15 protein-coding genes are annotated in these 15,041 nt (G+C 72.0%); 4 read left to right on the top strand and 11 right to left on the bottom strand.

Annotation, left to right across the window (positions count from 1 at the left end):
• Positions 1–50 precede the first annotated feature (50 nt).
• Positions 51–1,256, bottom strand: coding sequence for a right-handed parallel beta-helix repeat-containing protein (locus ACIBAF_RS06505; RefSeq protein ID WP_399461989.1), 1,206 nt, complete (start codon positions 1,254–1,256; stop codon positions 51–53).
• A gap of 108 nt (positions 1,257–1,364) precedes the next feature.
• Here ACIBAF_RS06505 and ACIBAF_RS06500 point away from each other — a divergent pair, with 108 nt between their 5' ends.
• Positions 1,365–1,856 carry a hypothetical protein gene (locus ACIBAF_RS06500; RefSeq protein ID WP_399461988.1) on the top strand — a complete coding sequence of 164 codons (492 nt, stop codon included), beginning with the start codon at positions 1,365–1,367 and terminating at the stop codon, positions 1,854–1,856.
• Between the two features lie 6 nt (positions 1,857–1,862).
• Here the strand turns inward: ACIBAF_RS06500 and ACIBAF_RS06495 are convergent, their stop codons facing one another.
• The 5 genes from ACIBAF_RS06495 to egtA form a co-directional block, all read right to left on the bottom strand.
• Positions 1,863–2,078: a dodecin gene (locus ACIBAF_RS06495; RefSeq protein WP_399461987.1), complete on the bottom strand. Its 216-nt coding sequence runs from the start codon at positions 2,076–2,078 to the stop codon at positions 1,863–1,865.
• An 82-nt stretch (positions 2,079–2,160) separates the two neighbouring features.
• Positions 2,161–3,123 (bottom strand): L-histidine N(alpha)-methyltransferase, encoded by a 963-nt coding sequence (gene egtD / locus ACIBAF_RS06490; protein ID WP_399461986.1) that lies wholly within the window; start codon positions 3,121–3,123, stop codon positions 2,161–2,163.
• The gene (egtC, locus tag ACIBAF_RS06485) at positions 3,120–3,911 is read right to left on the bottom strand and encodes an ergothioneine biosynthesis protein EgtC (protein ID WP_399461985.1); all 792 of its coding nucleotides are present in this window, start codon (positions 3,909–3,911) and stop codon (positions 3,120–3,122) included. Before egtC ends, egtD begins: the two co-directional genes overlap by 4 nt.
• Positions 3,911–5,284, bottom strand: a complete 1,374-nt coding sequence (gene egtB, locus ACIBAF_RS06480; protein WP_399461984.1) for an ergothioneine biosynthesis protein EgtB — start codon at positions 5,282–5,284, stop codon at positions 3,911–3,913. The genes egtC and egtB overlap by 1 nt, the downstream gene beginning before the upstream one ends.
• Positions 5,281–6,591 (bottom strand): ergothioneine biosynthesis glutamate--cysteine ligase EgtA, encoded by a 1,311-nt coding sequence (egtA, locus tag ACIBAF_RS06475; RefSeq protein ID WP_399461983.1) that lies wholly within the window; start codon positions 6,589–6,591, stop codon positions 5,281–5,283. Before egtA ends, egtB begins: the two co-directional genes overlap by 4 nt.
• Before the next feature lie 340 nt (positions 6,592–6,931).
• Here egtA and ACIBAF_RS06470 point away from each other — a divergent pair, with 340 nt between their 5' ends.
• On the top strand, positions 6,932–7,786 hold the full coding sequence (locus ACIBAF_RS06470; RefSeq protein ID WP_399461982.1) for a TIGR02452 family protein: 855 nt from the start codon (positions 6,932–6,934) through the stop codon (positions 7,784–7,786).
• On the opposite strand, the gene ACIBAF_RS06465 is transcribed toward ACIBAF_RS06470, so the two are convergent.
• The 3 genes from ACIBAF_RS06465 to ACIBAF_RS06455 all read right to left on the bottom strand — a co-directional run bounded on the left by ACIBAF_RS06465 (position 7,771) and on the right by ACIBAF_RS06455 (position 10,136).
• Positions 7,771–8,223, bottom strand: coding sequence for a type II toxin-antitoxin system PemK/MazF family toxin (locus ACIBAF_RS06465; RefSeq protein ID WP_399461981.1), 453 nt, complete (start codon positions 8,221–8,223; stop codon positions 7,771–7,773). The two genes, ACIBAF_RS06470 and ACIBAF_RS06465, sit on opposite strands and share 16 nt — an antisense overlap.
• Positions 8,224–8,269: 46 nt before the next feature.
• On the bottom strand, positions 8,270–9,763 hold the full coding sequence (locus tag ACIBAF_RS06460) for a flotillin family protein (protein WP_399461980.1): 1,494 nt from the start codon (positions 9,761–9,763) through the stop codon (positions 8,270–8,272).
• 154 nt (positions 9,764–9,917) lie between these two features.
• Positions 9,918–10,136, bottom strand: a complete 219-nt coding sequence (locus ACIBAF_RS06455; RefSeq protein ID WP_319347097.1) for a hypothetical protein — start codon at positions 10,134–10,136, stop codon at positions 9,918–9,920.
• 204 nt (positions 10,137–10,340) lie between these two features.
• Here ACIBAF_RS06455 and ACIBAF_RS06450 point away from each other — a divergent pair, with 204 nt between their 5' ends.
• Positions 10,341–11,729 carry a glycoside hydrolase family 43 protein gene (locus tag ACIBAF_RS06450; protein WP_399461979.1) on the top strand — a complete coding sequence of 463 codons (1,389 nt, stop codon included), beginning with the start codon at positions 10,341–10,343 and terminating at the stop codon, positions 11,727–11,729.
• A gap of 107 nt (positions 11,730–11,836) precedes the next feature.
• The gene (locus tag ACIBAF_RS06445) at positions 11,837–12,508 is read left to right on the top strand and encodes a phosphatase PAP2 family protein (protein WP_399461978.1); all 672 of its coding nucleotides are present in this window, start codon (positions 11,837–11,839) and stop codon (positions 12,506–12,508) included.
• Between the two features lie 61 nt (positions 12,509–12,569).
• Here the strand turns inward: ACIBAF_RS06445 and ACIBAF_RS06440 are convergent, their stop codons facing one another.
• Both ACIBAF_RS06440 and ACIBAF_RS06435 read right to left on the bottom strand, forming a co-directional pair.
• Complete coding sequence (locus ACIBAF_RS06440; protein WP_399461977.1) at positions 12,570–13,967, bottom strand: MATE family efflux transporter; 1,398 nt, start codon at positions 13,965–13,967, stop codon at positions 12,570–12,572.
• Positions 13,967–15,025, bottom strand: coding sequence for a cysteine synthase family protein (locus ACIBAF_RS06435; protein WP_399461976.1), 1,059 nt, complete (start codon positions 15,023–15,025; stop codon positions 13,967–13,969). Before ACIBAF_RS06435 ends, ACIBAF_RS06440 begins: the two co-directional genes overlap by 1 nt.
• Positions 15,026–15,041: the final 16 nt, after the last annotated feature.

Below are 15,041 nucleotides of genomic sequence, written 5' to 3'. Positions count from 1 at the left end.
CAGGTTTCAACGCCTGGCGGCCCGCAGGATTCCTCAGCGGGCGCACCGGGTCAGAACCGTGCCCCGACGGCCGCCTCGTTGCGCGGGACCAGGAACGACGGCGCGGACGGCAGCGTCCCGTCGGCCGCGCGGGCGCCGGTGAGCGGTCCGGCGTCCGTGCTCAGCACCGAGGACGCGTTCCACGTGCCGCCCAGCTCCCAGGAGTTGCCGCTGGAGACGGTCGCCGAACCCAGCGCAGAGGCGCGGGCGTCGGCCACCGCGAGGTTGCCCGTGAGGACGGCCTTGGCGCCGGAGGTGTCGAAGTCGAAGCCCGTGCCCGCGGCCGCGTAGGACGTGTTCCTGGTCAGGGCGAGGGCGCCCGGGTTGCCGTTGTCCGTGAAGCCGTGCGCCGCGTTCTTGAAGGCGACCGAGCCTCGCACGGTGTGCGCCACCGCCGGCGCCGGACTGCCCCCGCCCAGCTTGAACCCGTTGCCGTCACCGGCGAAGTCCGGGAAGTTCCAGCGGTTGAAACCGTTTCCGTACGCGACCGTGTTCTCGATCCGCACCGGCGAGGTGAACTTCCAGGCGTCGAAACCGTCGTCGACGTTGTTCCACAGGCGGGCGCCGCGCACCACGTTTCCCGTGCCGCTGCCCTCCTTGACGGCCAGCCCGTCCGCGCTCTCGCCGTTCTTGCGGGGGTCCCGGTTGGCGTAACTGTCCAGGTCGAGGATCTGGTTGTTCGCGGAGGCGCCCTGGAGCTGGAAGCCCGACTCGTAGTTGTCGTGGGTGGAGAGCCGGGAGAAGACGTTTCCGTTGCAGCCGTCGCAGTACACGCCGTACGGGCCGTTCACGATCTCCAGGTCCGAGATCCGCCAGTACGAGGCCTCCTGGTGGATCGCCCCGCGCTCCGCGCGCGGGATGCTGCCGCCGACCGGGGTGTGGCTCGCCGGCAACCGCTCGCCGTCGATGCGGACGCGCTCACCGCCGTAGACCCCCAGGGTGATGGGCTGCGCGGCGGTGCCCGAGGCGGTGATGGTGATGTTGTCGGTGAGGGCGTACGTGCCGCCGCGCACGGTGATGACGTCGCCGGGCGCGGCCAGGTCCACCGCCCGCTGAACGGTCCTCAGCGGCTGGGCGAGCGTGCCGGGCGCCGCGTCGTTCCCGTTCGTCGCCACGACCAGAGTCCTGGGTGCGGCGGACGCCTCGCCCGCCGGGCCCACCACCGTCGCCAGTGCCGCACTCAGCACCGCCGCCGTCCAGATCGACGCATTGCGCATGGGCTCTCCGCCTCCGCCAGTCCACTGTCGCCTGCCTGCTGTCGCAGGGCAGTGGGCGCCGGGGGAGGGAAGGTTGCCGGGGTCGGCGATCTGTTTAGGGTGAGCGTCGTGACCGACAGCAGCAAGAAGCCCCTCGCCGTGTTCGACCTGGACAACACCCTCGCCGACACGGCCCACCGACAGCGGTTCCTGGAGCGCGCACCGCGCGACTGGACCGGGTTCTTCGCGGCCGCGCCGCAGGACCCGCCGATCCCGGAGGGCATCGCGCTGGCGCTGGCCCACGCCGAGGAGTGCGAGGTCGTCTACCTCACCGGCCGGCCCGAGCGCTGCCGCCGGGACACGCTGGAGTGGCTCGCCGCGCAGGGGCTGCCGGAGGGACGCGTCCACATGCGGCGCAACGACGACCGCAGGCCCGCCCGGCGCACCAAGCTGGAGATCCTCAAGCGGCTCGCCGGCACCCGGGAGATCCGGGTGCTGGTCGACGACGACGAGCTGGTCTGCGACGACGCCGAACGGGCGGGATTCACCGTCGTACGGGCGCGCTGGACCGCCCCTTCCGCCGCGCTGGAGAGCGCGCAGGAGCGGGAGGGGCGGACCTGAGAGCCGTCAGTCGGACTCCTCCAGCCGGAAGCCGACCTTCAGGCCCACCTGCCAGTGCTGGATCTGCCCGTCCTCGATCTGGCCCCGCACCTGGGTCACCTCGAACCAGTCCAGGTTGCGCAGGGTCTGCGAGGCACGGTTGATCCCGTTGCGGACCGCCTGGTCGACGCTGTCGGGCGAGGTGCCGACGATCTCCGTGACCCGGTAGGTGTGGTTCGACATACGGGTGCTCCTCTCCGCCGTGACGGCTGTGTCACGCGTCACTCAACCGTGCCTCAGTCTGCCGTGGAGCGCGAGCCGTCCGTCACCTCACCGTGCTCAGCGACAGGGCGAAGCGACCCTGGGCGTCCGTCCACCAGTGGGTCAGTTCCAGCCCCGCGGCGGACAGTTCCGCGCGCACGCCCTCCTCCCGGAACTTCGCCGACACCTCGGTGCGCAGTTCCTCGCCGGCCGCGAAGTCGACGGCCAGGTCGAGCGCGGGCACCTTCAGGGTCTGCGCCGCCCGGGAGCGCAGCCGCATCTCGATCCACTCGTGCTCCGGGTCCCAGAGCGCGACGTGGTCGAAGGCCACGGGGTCGAAGTCGGCGTCCAGTTCACGGTTGACCACGGCCAGAACGTTCTTGTTGAACAGGGCCGTCACCCCGGCCGCGTCGTCGTACGCCCGCACCAGCACACCCTCGTCCTTGACGAGGTCCGTACCGAGCAGCAACGCGTCGCCCGGCGCGAGCAGCGCGCGCACCGAGGCGAGGAACACCGCGCGCTCGGCCGGCAGCAGGTTGCCGATCGTGCCGCCGAGGAAGGCGACGAGGCGCGGGCCCGGGGTATCCGGCAGGGACAACTCCGCGGTGAAGTCGGCGATCAGGGCGTGGACGGTCAGCCGTGGCCGCTCGGCGACCAGGGCCTGCCCGGCCTGGGTGAGGGCGCTCTCGCTGACGTCGACGGGCACGTACGTGTCGAGTTCCGTCATCGCGTCGATCAGGTGGCGCGTCTTCTCCGAGGAGCCCGAGCCGAGCTCGACGAGGGTGCGGGCGCCGGCCGCCGCCGCGATCTCGCCGGCCCGGTTCACGAGGATCTCGCGCTCGGCGCGGGTCGGGTAGTACTCGGGCAGTTCGGTGATCCGCTCGAACAGCTCGCTGCCGTGCGCGTCGTAGAACCACTTGGGCGGCAGCGTCTTGGGGGCGGCGGTCAGGCCGCGCTGGACGTCGGCGCGCAGGGCGGCGTCCGTGGCGTCCTCGGGGAGGGTGCGGGTGATCTGGAACGGGCTCACGTGCCGGTCTCCTTGCGGGGTGCGGATGCCACGTCCGGGCTCGGGTCCTTGAGCGGGGTGAGCAGGACGTCGGCGCGGCTCGCCGCGAGCAGGGTGCGGTCGGGGACCTCCTGCCAGCGCGGATCGTCGTCGTAGGGTTCGGAGGCCACGACCGTGCCCCGGCCGGGCTCCGCCAGATACCAGAGGGTGTCGCCCCAGGCGGTCGCCGTGATGGTCTCGCCGTTGGTGAGGAGCAGGTTGAGCCGGGAGCCGGGGGCCGCCGCGGCGACCTCGACCACCGTGTCCGCCAGCGCCTGACTCTCGGTGTCCCCGCCGCGCAGCCGGGCCAGGACCAGCGCCCACACGAACGCCGAGTCGTTGCGGGCCTCCATCGACAGCAGCTCGGCGCCGGGCAGGGAGCCGGTGAGCGGCTCCAGCGAGTGCGGCCAGCCCGCCACCGCCCCGTTGTGGCTGAACAACCAGCTCCCGGCCGCGTACGGCGCCGCCGCGGCCTCCGCGTCGGCCCCGGCCAGCGTCGCGTCGCGGACGGCGGCCAGCAGTGCCCGGCTGCGCACGACCCGGGCGAGGTCGGCGAAGGACAGGTCGGCCCAGATGGGCCCGGCCCGGCGGTAACGCGCCGGCACCGGGTCCCCCTCGGCGTACCAACCCACCCCGAAACCATCGGCGTTGACCGTCCCGTACCGCTGTCTGCGCGGTGCCCACGACTGGCGGTAGAGGGCGTGCGGGGGCTCCGCGAGGAGCCGGCCGAGCGGCTCCTCGCGGCCCACATAGGCGAGGTGACGGCACATCAGGCGGCTCCGGCCGAGCGGGCGGTGCGGAACCCGGAGAAGATCTGCCGCCTGATCGGGTAGTCCCAGTTGCGGAACGTGCCCCGGCAGGCCACCGGGTCCACCGCGAACGAACCGCCGCGCAGCACCTTGTACTCGGGGCCGAAGAACACCTCCGAGTACTCCTTGTACGGGAACATCCGGAAACCGGGGTAGGGGAGGAAGTCGCTGGCCGTCCACTCCCACACGTCGCCGATCAACTGCCGCACCCCGAGCGGGGATTCACCGGCCGGGTAGCTGCCGGCCGGGGCCGGGCGCAGATGGCGCTGGCCCAGGTTGGCGTGTTCGGGGCCGGGATCGGCGTCGCCCCACGGGTAGCGCATCGAGCCGCCGGTCGCCGGGTCGAAGCGGGCCGCCTTCTCCCACTCGGACTCGGTGGGCAGCCGGCGTCCGGCCCAGCGGGCGTAGGCGTCGGCCTCGTACCAGCACACGTGCAGCACCGGCTCGTCGGGCGGCACCGCCTCGGTGACCCCGAAGCGGCGGCGCAGCCACTGCCCGCCGTCGCGCCGCCAGAACAGCGGGGCGTGGATGCCGTGCCCGCGGATGTGCGCCCAGCCCTCCTTGGTCCACCAGCGCTCTTCGTCGTAGCCGCCGTCCTCGATGAACGCCTGGTACGCGGCGTTCGTCACCGGGGTGGTGTCGATGTGGAAGGCCGCCACCTCGCGCCGGTGCGCGGGCCGTTCGTTGTCCAGCGCCCAGGGTTCGCCGGACGTGCCCATCGTGAACGGGCCGCCGGGGACGAGGACTTCGGACGGGCCGGTGAACAGCGGCACCGGGTCCGGGTCGGGAGCGGTGAGGGCCTGCGGGCCGGTGCGGAGCTGATGGGTGATCAGCATCGTCTCGTCGTGCTGCTGTTCGTGCTGGGCGATCATCCCGAAGGCGAAGCCGGCCTCCGTCAGCCGGGTGCCTCGGAAGTCGGCCGACTCCAGCACGTCCATCACCCGGCCGCGCACCTCCGCCGCGTACCGGCGGGCCTCGGCGGGCGGCAGCAGGGGCAGCGAGGGCCGTTCGGCGCGCGAGTGCTCGAAGGCGTCGTACAGGCCGTCGATCTCCGGGCGCATCGCCTCACGGCCGGCCACCGCGCGCAGCAGCCACAGCTCCTCCTGGTTGCCGATGTGCGCGAGGTCCCACACCAGCGGGGACATCAGCGGGGAGTGCTGGGCGGTGAGGTCGGGCTCCGCCACGCAGCTCGTCAGCAGCGTGGTGCGCTCGCGGGCCGTGGTGAGCGAGGCGAGCACACGGGCGCGGAGGGTCTCCGCGTCCGGGGCGGCCGCAGCGTCCCCGGCCGGCTCGGTGTCCGGGGCGGGCTCGGTGTCCAGTGCGGGCTCGGTCATGTGCGGAGGTCCTTCCCGTACGCGCGGGTGTCCGTGCCGCGCAGGCGGTCGAGCTGGTCGTCGGCGGGGGTGCGGCCCTTGAGGACGTAGCGGTTGAAGTAGTCCGTGACCGCGTCCATGACGCCGTCGTCGGCGCCGAGGCGGGGCAGGGCCCGCAGCGCCGTGGTGAAGCAGGCGACGGCGACCTCGTGCAGCTCGGGGTCGGTCAGCCCGTGCCGGGCCGCGTCGATCCACAGCGGATTGTGCGGGGCCGGCAGCGGCTGGGCGCGCTCGGCCAGCGGCTTCACGGTGCGGTAGGCGTTCTCGGCCGCCTCCGGGTCGTCGAACAGCGCCGTCGTCACGGCGAGCGGGACGATCCAGCCGTCGTCGCCGGGCTGCGCGTCGATCATGCGCAGCTCCAGGTGACCGCGCGGTCTGACCGGCGGGAACAAGGTGGTGAGGTGGTAGTCGAGATCCTCCCGGGTCGGCTCTCCCGCCCGGGTCCACTCCCGGAACGTGAGCCGCTCGGGCACGTCCCACGGCCCGCTGTCGCGCCGGACGCACATCACCGGCGCGTCCAGCACGTGTCGGGCCCAGGTGGCGCGTGGATCGCCGTCCAGGACGGGTCCGCCCGCCCGGCCGGCGCCGATCTCCATCCACAGCAACTGCCGGGTGGAACGCCAGCCGGTGGGGCTGCCGCCGAGCAGCGGGGAGTTGGCGAAGGCCGCCACCAGCACCGCGCCCAGCGTGTGCGACAGCCACCAGCGCCGTCCGTGTCCCAAGGGGCCGGGCTCCTCGTACCCGGCGTCCAGGCAGACCTGTACGGAGGCCGAGGTGCACATCATGGCGCGGCCGGCCGGGCCCGTGCGGTCGAGGCAGGCCTCCATGGCGTCGTAGCGGGGCTCGTGCAGGAACCTTCGGGGTGGGCGCCAGGGGTCCGTGCCGTTGCCGGAGAGGGCGAGCCCGTGCTCGGCCAGGGCCGCGCGGACGGCGGCGAGGTCGGCGGAGACGGTGCCCACGCATTCCATCAGGGAGGCGGCGGGCGGTGAGCTCAGTTCCAGCTGGCCGCCGGGTTCGACGGTGAGCGGCGAGCCCAGAGGCACGGTGCGCAGTGCGGCGTACGCGGTTTCGAGTCGTTCAGTTGTGACGGGAAGCTGCGGCGAGCGCAGCTCGTGGACGAGCCATTCCACCTCGACCCCGACGGTGCGGGGCGGGCCGGTCTTGAAGCAGATGCCCCTGACCAGGGCCTCCACCTCGGCTTCGGTGAGGGCGGTGTGGCGCTCGGTACCTCCGGTGCTGTCGGTACAGTCGCTGACCGAATCGGACATGTCGGGATCCTCCTGAGATTCCACCATGCCACCGGTCCGGCCTCGGTGCGGCCGGACCGGCATAGCTCGTTCCACCCAAGACCCTCGATTCGAATCGCACAAGGGTGCACAACGGCACTTTTGGGACCGGGAATGCTGGATTCCCTGCTCATTCCATGCCGATGTCGAGCTGTTCTCTGTGTGTTTTCGGCGTGTCGGCGCGGCGTTGCCCGACCCGGAAAATCCTGTTGCACCAGGTGTCCAGCATCGCTCACGATGCGTGTATGAGCACGGCGGGGGAGACGGGCGGGGCGCGAGTGACCGCGCGGCGCGTGACCATGGAGTCCACGGGGGTGGCGCCATGAGCGCGCGACTGCGCGGCATCGCCCGCGAGACGCAGGAGATCGTCGCTGCGGGCGGCTACCGCGCGTCCGACGGGAGCGAGGTGTCCCTCGCGGCGCCGATCGAGGCGGCCCGGGCGGGAACGCGGACGGCAGGACCGGCGCCGGTCGCCGTTCCCGCCCCGGTGACGCCGATCGCGGACACGCTGATCGAGGTCACGGGCGAGAGCAGCCTGGAGGCCGCCCGCCGGCTCGCCGCCGCCGGCCCGGTCGCCGCCCTGAACTTCGCCTCCGCGCGCAACCCCGGCGGCGGCTACCTCAACGGCGCCCAGGCGCAGGAGGAGGCCCTGTGCCGGGCCTCCGCGCTGTACACCTGCCTGCTCACGGCCCGGGAGTTCTACGACCACCACCGCGCCCACCGCGACCCGTTCTACACGGACCGCGTCATCCACTCACCGGCCGTGCCCGTCTTCCGTGACGACCGCGGCCGACTGCTGGACGACCCGTACGCCGTCGGCTTCCTGACGGCCGCCGCGCCCAACGCCGGCGTGGTGCTGCGGACGACGCCGGAGCGCACGTCCGAGCTGCCGCGCGCGCTGGCGGTCCGTGCCGAGCGCGTCCTGGAGACGGCCGCCGCGCACGGCTACCGGCGGCTCGTCCTGGGCGCGTGGGGCTGCGGGGTGTTCCGCAACGATCCCGCGCAGGTGGCGGGGGCGTTCCGGGCGCTGCTGGGCCCCGACGGGCGGTTCGGGCAGACGTTCGACCATGTGGTGTTCGGGGTGCTGGACCGGACGCCGCGCAGCGTGGTGCGGAGCGCCTTCGAGGAGGCGTTCACCCCGCTCCAGGGTCTGACGGGCGCTCAGGTCCAGCCGTAGCGCTCATGCAGCCGCTGGCGGACCAGGTTGAACCGCATCCGGTCCAGCGCGCAGGCCTCGCGGCGCATGCCGTCCTCGTGGAGGCGCAGGATGCGGTCGACGTCCACCCAGGAGTCCCGTCCGGTCCGGTCCCAGGGCCCGCTCCCGATCGCCACCCACTCCCGGTCGCCGTCATGCCGCTTGCTGGACAGCTGCACGGCGAGAAAGGCGCCGCCCGCCTCCCGGGCGACGACGAGCACCGGGCGGTCCTTGCCCCGGCCGTCGTTCTCCTCGAAGGGCACCCAGGTCCACACGATCTCGCCGGGATCGGGGTCGCCGTCGTGCGCGGGGGAGTACTCGGTGCGCACCCGGCCGACCTCGCGGGGGTCGGCCTCGGTCGTGGCGGAGGGGCCGGAGCGGCCCGGGACGTCTGCATCTGCATCGGTAAACGCGGTCACGGGGGCACCTTAGAGGCTGCCCCCGTGACCGCGTTTCACCGCTGGGTCACTTCTCCTCGACCGGCACCCGCTGCGAAGGCGGGGCCGACGGCGGGCTCGCGATCCCGTTGAGGGGCGAAGTCCCCTGCGGGGCCTGCCCGTTCTGGTTCATCGAGGCGAGCAGCTGACGGGCCAGGCCGAGGCCCGTCCCGCCCATGGTGAGCGCCTTGGCGAAAACGTCCGCCATGCCGTCCGCGCCGTTGAGCAGCACCATGTTGTCGACGTTGCCGAACGCGGACGCGCCGGCCCGTACGATCTCCGGCCAGTTCTCGGCGAGTTGCTGGGCGACGACCGCCTCCTGGTTCTCGGCCAGCGCGGCGGCCCGGGCCTTGATGGCCTCCGCCTCCGCAAGGCCCTGCGCCTTCGTCGCCTCGGCCTCCGCCAGACCCCTGGCCTGCGCGGCGGCCGCCTCGGCCTCACCGGTGGCCCGGGTCGCGGCCGCGGTGGCCTCACCGCGGGCCCTGGTCGCCTCGGCCTCGGCGCCGGCGGCCTGCTTGAGCCGGCTCGCCTCGGCGGCGGACGCGAGCTCGGTCTCCTTCGCCTTGGCCTGCGCCGCCGAGATCCGGGCGTCGCGCTCGGCCTCGGCCAGCGTGCGCTTCTCGTACGCCTTCGCGTCCGCGGGCTTGCGGACGTCCGCCTGGAGCTGCTGCTCCCTGCGGTGCGCCTCAAGTTCGGCGACCCGGGTCTCCTGGACGACGACCTCCTGCCGGGCGGCCGCGTCGGCGAGAGGCCCCGCCTGACGGGCCTTGGCGCCCGCCTTGTCCCGCTCGGCCTGGTAGCCGGCCTGCAGGATCTCGCTGTCCCGGGTGGCCTCCGCCATCCGGGCGAACGAGGCCTGCTCCGCCTCCGTGGCGAGACGGTTCGCCTCCGCCTGGGCGATGCGCGCGTCCCGCTGCACGGCCGCCGCGTGCGGCATCGCCAGGTTGCGGATGTAGCCGGTCGGGTCCTCGATCTCGTGGATCTGCAGAGAGTCCACGATCAGGCCCAGCTTCTCCATCTCCGTACCGCAGGCGGCACGGGTCTGACCGGTGAGCTTCTCCCGGTCGCGGATCATGTCCTCCACCGTCAACCCGCCCACGATGGACCGCAGATGACCGGCGAAGACGTTGTGCACCCGCTCCGACATCAGCTTCTGCTGGTCGAGGAAACGCCGGGCCGCGTTGGCGATGGACACGAAGTCGTCGCCCACCTTGAAGATGACCACGCCCCGAACCTTGAGCGGAATGCCCTGGTGCGTCACGCAGTCCACATGCAGTTCGGTCTCGTTCAGATCCAGCGACAGCTTCCGCACCACCTGCACGCCGGGCATCACCAGCGTGCCGCGCCCGGTGACGATACGGAAGCCCATCCCCGCTTCCAGGCCCTCTGTGCGGTGGTTGGAACCGGAGATGACGAGTGCCTCGTTGGGTTCCGCGACCCGCCACATCATCTTGAACAGACCCAGCAGAACGAGAACGGCGACAACCGCCGCCCCCGCAACGACGCCGACGATCATCGGCATACGCCCCCTTTGGATGGTGCCCTCTCGGCACCGAACGAAGGGAGTGTGCGCCTGCCCGAGTCCAGGTTGAAGACGCTGTGGAATCCTTGTTGCAATCTTGACGCTTACGTTCCCGAAGGCGCACCAAACCGCTCTCACCTGCGCCGCAGCAGGCTCAACTGTCGTACGCCGGGGTGACGTAGACCGTCCTGGGCGGCAGGTGCTCCACCACCATCACCACCGTGCCGCACTCGATGCGGCCCGTGCCGTCCGCCGGGTAGGCGAGGAAGTGCTCGGCCCCGCCGCGCACCCGGACGATCACCTCGCCCACGAGTCCCGGCCCGATCGCCCCGGTGACCCGCCCCATGAGCCCGACCATCGACGCATCGTCCATGGTCACAGGGTACGGGTGGAACCAGCTCGTCCGGCCGGGCGGTCCGCGGTTTTCCCGCGGCCATGGCTCGTGCCACAGCCGTCCCACAGGCATCTTCTGTTACCGCGCGAAGGATTGACGTGTTCCTGTCTCACCCCTACCTTCCGATCGATGTTCCGAACTGTGTTCGGAATCTCGAACCTTGAGCCGTAGGAGAGCCGCACCATGACGACACGTCCCCCCGCCCCGTCCCGCCGTGCCCTGCTGCGCGCGATGGCCGTGCTGCCCGCCGCGGCACTCGTGCTCGGTGAGGCGCCCGGCCTGCTCGGCACGGCCCTCGCCGCCGCGCCGGCCGCCGGGTCGGCCACTCGCTACACCATCGTCCCGTTCCTCAACAGCAACGACGGCACGGTGAACGTCTACCAGTCCGACGACGCCACCGACTTCCGACTGGTGCAGTCCTCCGCCTACACCCCGCCCAGCAACCGCATCCGCGACGCGAGCGTCTTCAAGCACACCAACGGCTACTACTACATCACCTACACCACCCACACCTGGCAGGACGCCAGCACCACCATCGGCTTCGCCCGCAGCTCCGACCGGGTCAACTGGACGTTCCTGTACGACTACACGGTCCCGATCGCGAACCTCTCGCGCGCCTGGGCGCCGGAGTGGTTCGTCGACAGCGACGGCAGCGTGAACGTCATCGTGTCCTGCTCGGTGACCAGCGACGAGTGGATCTTCACCCCGTATCTGCTGAAGGCCACCAACTCCGCGCTCACCACCTGGAGTTCACCGGTCGCCCTGTCCGGCATCGGGCCGAACCACATCGACACCTACATCGTGAAGACCGGCTCGACGTACCACGCGTTCACGAAGAACGAGACGGCGAAGTACATCGAGTACGGCACCGCGTCCAGCCTCGCCGGCCCGTACACGATCACCAAGACCGGCGACTGGGCGGGCTGGGGCAGCTACCGCGAGGGGCCGTCCGTCATCCAGCTCGACAACGGCGGCTGGCGGATCTTCTTCGACGGCTACGGCGACGGCAACTACTACTACAGCGACAGCTACGACACCTTCGCCACCTGGACCGCGCCGAAGGCCCTGCCGGGCATCTCGGGCACGGCACGCCACTTCACGGTGATCAAGGAGACGGTGACCGGCGGCCCGGGCATCACGAAGAACGCCACCCGCTCCCTGCGCTCCGCCAACTACACCACCCGCTACTGGCAGGAGCAGTCCGCCCTGCTCAACCTGCCCGTGGTGACCGGCTCCAGCACCACCGCCGAGAAGCAGGCGTCCACCTTCACCGTCGTGGCGGGTCTCGCGGACGCGAACGCCTACTCGTTCCGCGACGCGTCCGGCAACTACCTGCGCCACTACTCCTTCCGGGGCCGCTTCGACGCCAACGACGGCACGTCGACCTTCGCCAAAGACGCCACGTTCATCGCCCGGACGGGCACGACGAGCGGGGCGATCCGCTTCGAGTCGTACAACTACCCCGGCTACTACCTGCGCCACTACAACTACCAACTCCGCGTGGAGCAGCCGGACGGCACGGACCTCTTCCGCCAGGACAGCTCTTTCGTGCCGGTGACGGCCTGGGCCTGACCCGTCCTCCCTTCGGGCGATCGCTCCTCGGCCCTCTTTCGTCTACAGTGCGCAGCATCGTCTACGTGCCTGTAGTCAACCGAGCTCGTCCCGGTAGGAAAGAGGTCGTGGCCATAGCGCTCCTGCTCGCCTGCGTCTGCCTCGTGCTGTTCGTCGCCCTCGCCACGGTCGTGGCCGTGCGCGAGGGCGCGCCCCTGCCGGGCGACCGCGCCCTCCACGCCTGGTCGCTCGCGCACCGGCCGCCGGTGGCCGAGGCGCTGGCCCGCGGGGTCACCGCGACGGGCGGGGGCGTCTGGCCGTATCTGATCGCTGCCGCGGCCGGGGTGATCGCCGGACGATCACCCCGGGAGCGGGTCTGGTCCGTGGCGGTCGCCGTGGGCGTCCTCCTCGCAGGACAGTCCATCCGCTCCGGACTGATGGAGCTGCTCGCCCGCGCCCGCCCGGCCCCCGCCGACTGGGCGGCACGGGCCTCCGGCTACGCCTTCCCGTCCGGCCATACGACGACGTCGGCGCTGGCCGCCGGTCTGCTGGCCTGGGCGGTGGTGCGGCGGACGGCGCCCGGCCAGGCCCGGACGGTGTGCGCCGTAGCCGCCTGCTGGGCCATCGCCGTAGGCCTGAGCCGTGTGTATCTCGGCGTGCACTGGCCGAGCGACGTCCTCGGCGGCTGGCTACTGGCCGCCGCCTGGCTGAGCCTGTGCGCGCAGGTCGTAGCCCGCCGCCTGCCCAGGTTCACGACGCGTACACCGCAGGAGCCGGGCGAGCGGGATCCTGGCCGTTGAGGCAGGTCACGCCCCGTGTGACCTGCCTCAGGGCTGCAGCCCCACGACCCGGCTGCTTCCCTCAGGAGGTTGCGACGGCCGGGGGCGCGGTGTGGAGGGCGAGGGCGTGGTCGAAGCGGCGCAGGAGGAGCAGCGCGGTGGTGGCAAGGCCGATGAGGAGGCCCAGCCAGATGCCCACGGTGTCCCAGCCTGCGGCGAGACCGAGGAGCGCGGCGGCCGGCAGGCCGACGAGCCAGTAGCCGACCAGGGTGACCCGGAAGCCGCCCTTGGTGTCGTCCAGGCCGCGCAGCAGGCCGACGCCGATGTTCTGGGTGCAGTCGAAGAACTGCAACACCGCGGCGATCAGCAGAAGATGCGTGGCCAGGTCCGTGGCGGAGGCGTTCTCGCTCTCGATGAACGGCGCCAGCACCAGCCCCGGAACGGTGACGTAGACCAGCGCCACGACCGCCATCACCGCGGCGGCGCACGCCAGCGCCGTCGACTTCAGCCGCCGGGCCGCCGCCGTGTTGCCGAGGGCCAGTTCACGGCTGACGCCGAGGGACGCGGCGTGGGAGAGACCGACCGCGATCTGGAACACGATGTACACGAGCTGGTTGACGGCCGTGTGCGCGGCGAGCGCCGCCGTGCCGAAGCTGCCCACCAGCAGCGCGACCACGGAGAAGAACCCCGCCTCGGAGCCGTAGGTCGCGGCGATCGGCGTGCCGAGCGAGACGAGCCGCCGCAGGGTGGCCGGGCGGGTCTTCCAGATGCTCAGCGACAGCAGCGGGGCCAGCCGTGGGTCGCGGCGGGCCGAGGCGTACAGGGCGAGGCACGACAGCGCGTACACCGACGTCGTGGCGAGCCCGATGCCCGGCAGACCGAGCTTGGGCAGCCCCCAAGTGCCGTGGATGAACACCCAGTTGAGGCCCGCGTTGACTGCGATGGAGGCGATCGTGATGCGCAGCAGGGCCTGCGGGCGGCGCATGCCGACGGTGAACTGGCGGATCGCCTGGAACCACAGACAGGGCACCAGTCCGGGCGCCATCGCGTACAGCACCGGCTTCGCCGCGTCGACGACGTCCGGGTCCTGGCCGAGGAACACCACGGCGTGCCCGATCAGCACCATCAGCACCGCCCCCGCCAGACCGGCGAGCGTGGACAGCAGCAGGCTCGCCCGGACCAGGTCCCGGACCTCCTCGTGAGCGGCCTCGGCCGCGGCGCCCTCGGTCTCGGCGCGTGCGTCGGCCGCGGCGACCTGGTTGCCGACGGCCGTGACCAGGCCGACGCCCATGGTCCGCAGCTGGTTGAAGATCACCATGGCGAGACCGCCGGCGGCGAGGGCCTCGGTGCCGATCAGGCCCATCATGACCGTGTCGGTGGTGGTGAGCGCGACCTGCGCGAGCTGGGTGAGCGCCAGCGGGACGGCGAGCGTGGCCAGGGCGCGGCCGTCGGTGAGGAAGCGGGCGAGGACGGGGGGCATCAGTTCTTTTCCTGCGGGGTTCGTGGAGAGTCGGTGCGGCGGAGCTTGGCCATCAACTCGTCGACCTCGCCCTCGACTTGGGGCGAGAGGAGGTCGCGGTCGGCCATCCAGTCGTCGTCGAAGACGGTGTCCATGTACTTCTCGCCGCCGTCGTTGATCAACGCGACCACAGTAGTGCCGGGCGGCAGGGCGGACATCCGGGTGAGGGCCTCGTACACCACCCCGCCCGCCGAGCCGCCGAGGAGCAGCCCGGTGCGGCGGGCGACGGCCCGGGCGGTGGCGAACGCCTCGACGTCCCCGACCTTCGCCCCCTCGTCCAGCAGCGCGTAGTCGACCATGGCCCCGATCGTCGCGCCCTCCGGAGTGCCGGTGCCGGACTGGTAGTAGTCGTGCGCGGGCGGCCCGAAGGCGATCGAACCCTTCGGCTCGACGCCGACGATCCGCACCCCGGGCACGGTCTCGCGCAGCACGCTCCCGGTTCCGAACAGCCCGCCGCCGGTGCCGACCGCGCCGATGAGGATGTCGATACGACCGTCCAGCGCGGCGTCGAGCTCCCGGGCCACCGGGTGGTAACCCACCCCGTTCGCGGGGTTGTTGTGCTGCTCGGTGAAGTAGGCGTTGTCGGACTCGGCGGCCAGTCTCTCCGCGAACTCCTCGCGGGCGGCGGTGGCCAGTTCCTCGTCGCCGGCGTCGGCCACGTACACCAGTTCCGCGCCGAGCGCCTTCATCGCGCGCAGCTTGTCGACGGCCGCGTGATGGTCGACGACGGCGGTGAAGGCGTAACCGCGTTCGGCGGCCACGACGGCCAGCCCGAGCCCGGTGTTGCCGGAGGTCGACTCGACGATCCGGCCGCCCGGGCGGAGCAGTCCGCGTTCCTCGGCGTCGAGGACCATCTGCCGGGCCATCCGGATCTTGGCGGTGCCGGTCGGGTTGAACTGCTCCAGCTTCAGCAGCAGCCGGGCGTCGCTCTCCGTCCGGCACAGCTCGAACAGCGGGGTGGCGCCGATGAGTTCGGAGACCTGCCGCACGATGGGCGGCCGGTGCAGGGGGTCGTCCATGGAGGCTCCAGGGATG

Source organism: Streptomyces sp. NPDC051677 (assembly GCF_044453465.1).
GTDB lineage: Bacteria > Actinomycetota > Actinomycetes > Streptomycetales > Streptomycetaceae > Streptomyces.
The sequence above is the reverse complement of the archived record's forward strand: the minus strand, read 5'-3'. Positions and strand labels throughout refer to the sequence as shown.

What these genes read in the sequence shown, in the direction of transcription:
- ACIBAF_RS06440 (WP_399461977.1), bottom strand. Translation starts at nt 13,967, where the DNA reads ATGCCCCCCGTCCTCGCCCGCTTCCTCACCGACGGCCGCGCCCTGGCC.
- ACIBAF_RS06450 (WP_399461979.1), top strand. Translation starts at nt 10,341, where the DNA reads ATGACGACACGTCCCCCCGCCCCGTCCCGCCGTGCCCTGCTGCGCGCG.
- egtC (WP_399461985.1), bottom strand. Translation starts at nt 3,911, where the DNA reads ATGTGCCGTCACCTCGCCTATGTGGGCCGCGAGGAGCCGCTCGGCCGG.
- ACIBAF_RS06460 (WP_399461980.1), bottom strand. Translation starts at nt 9,763, where the DNA reads ATGCCGATGATCGTCGGCGTCGTTGCGGGGGCGGCGGTTGTCGCCGTT.
- ACIBAF_RS06495 (WP_399461987.1), bottom strand. Translation starts at nt 2,078, where the DNA reads ATGTCGAACCACACCTACCGGGTCACGGAGATCGTCGGCACCTCGCCC.
- egtB (WP_399461984.1), bottom strand. Translation starts at nt 5,284, where the DNA reads ATGACCGAGCCCGCACTGGACACCGAGCCCGCCCCGGACACCGAGCCG.
- ACIBAF_RS06455 (WP_319347097.1), bottom strand. Translation starts at nt 10,136, where the DNA reads ATGGACGATGCGTCGATGGTCGGGCTCATGGGGCGGGTCACCGGGGCG.
- ACIBAF_RS06435 (WP_399461976.1), bottom strand. Translation starts at nt 15,025, where the DNA reads ATGGACGACCCCCTGCACCGGCCGCCCATCGTGCGGCAGGTCTCCGAA.
- egtA (WP_399461983.1), bottom strand. Translation starts at nt 6,591, where the DNA reads ATGTCCGATTCGGTCAGCGACTGTACCGACAGCACCGGAGGTACCGAG.
- ACIBAF_RS06505 (WP_399461989.1), bottom strand. Translation starts at nt 1,256, where the DNA reads ATGCGCAATGCGTCGATCTGGACGGCGGCGGTGCTGAGTGCGGCACTG.
- ACIBAF_RS06470 (WP_399461982.1), top strand. Translation starts at nt 6,932, where the DNA reads ATGAGCGCGCGACTGCGCGGCATCGCCCGCGAGACGCAGGAGATCGTC.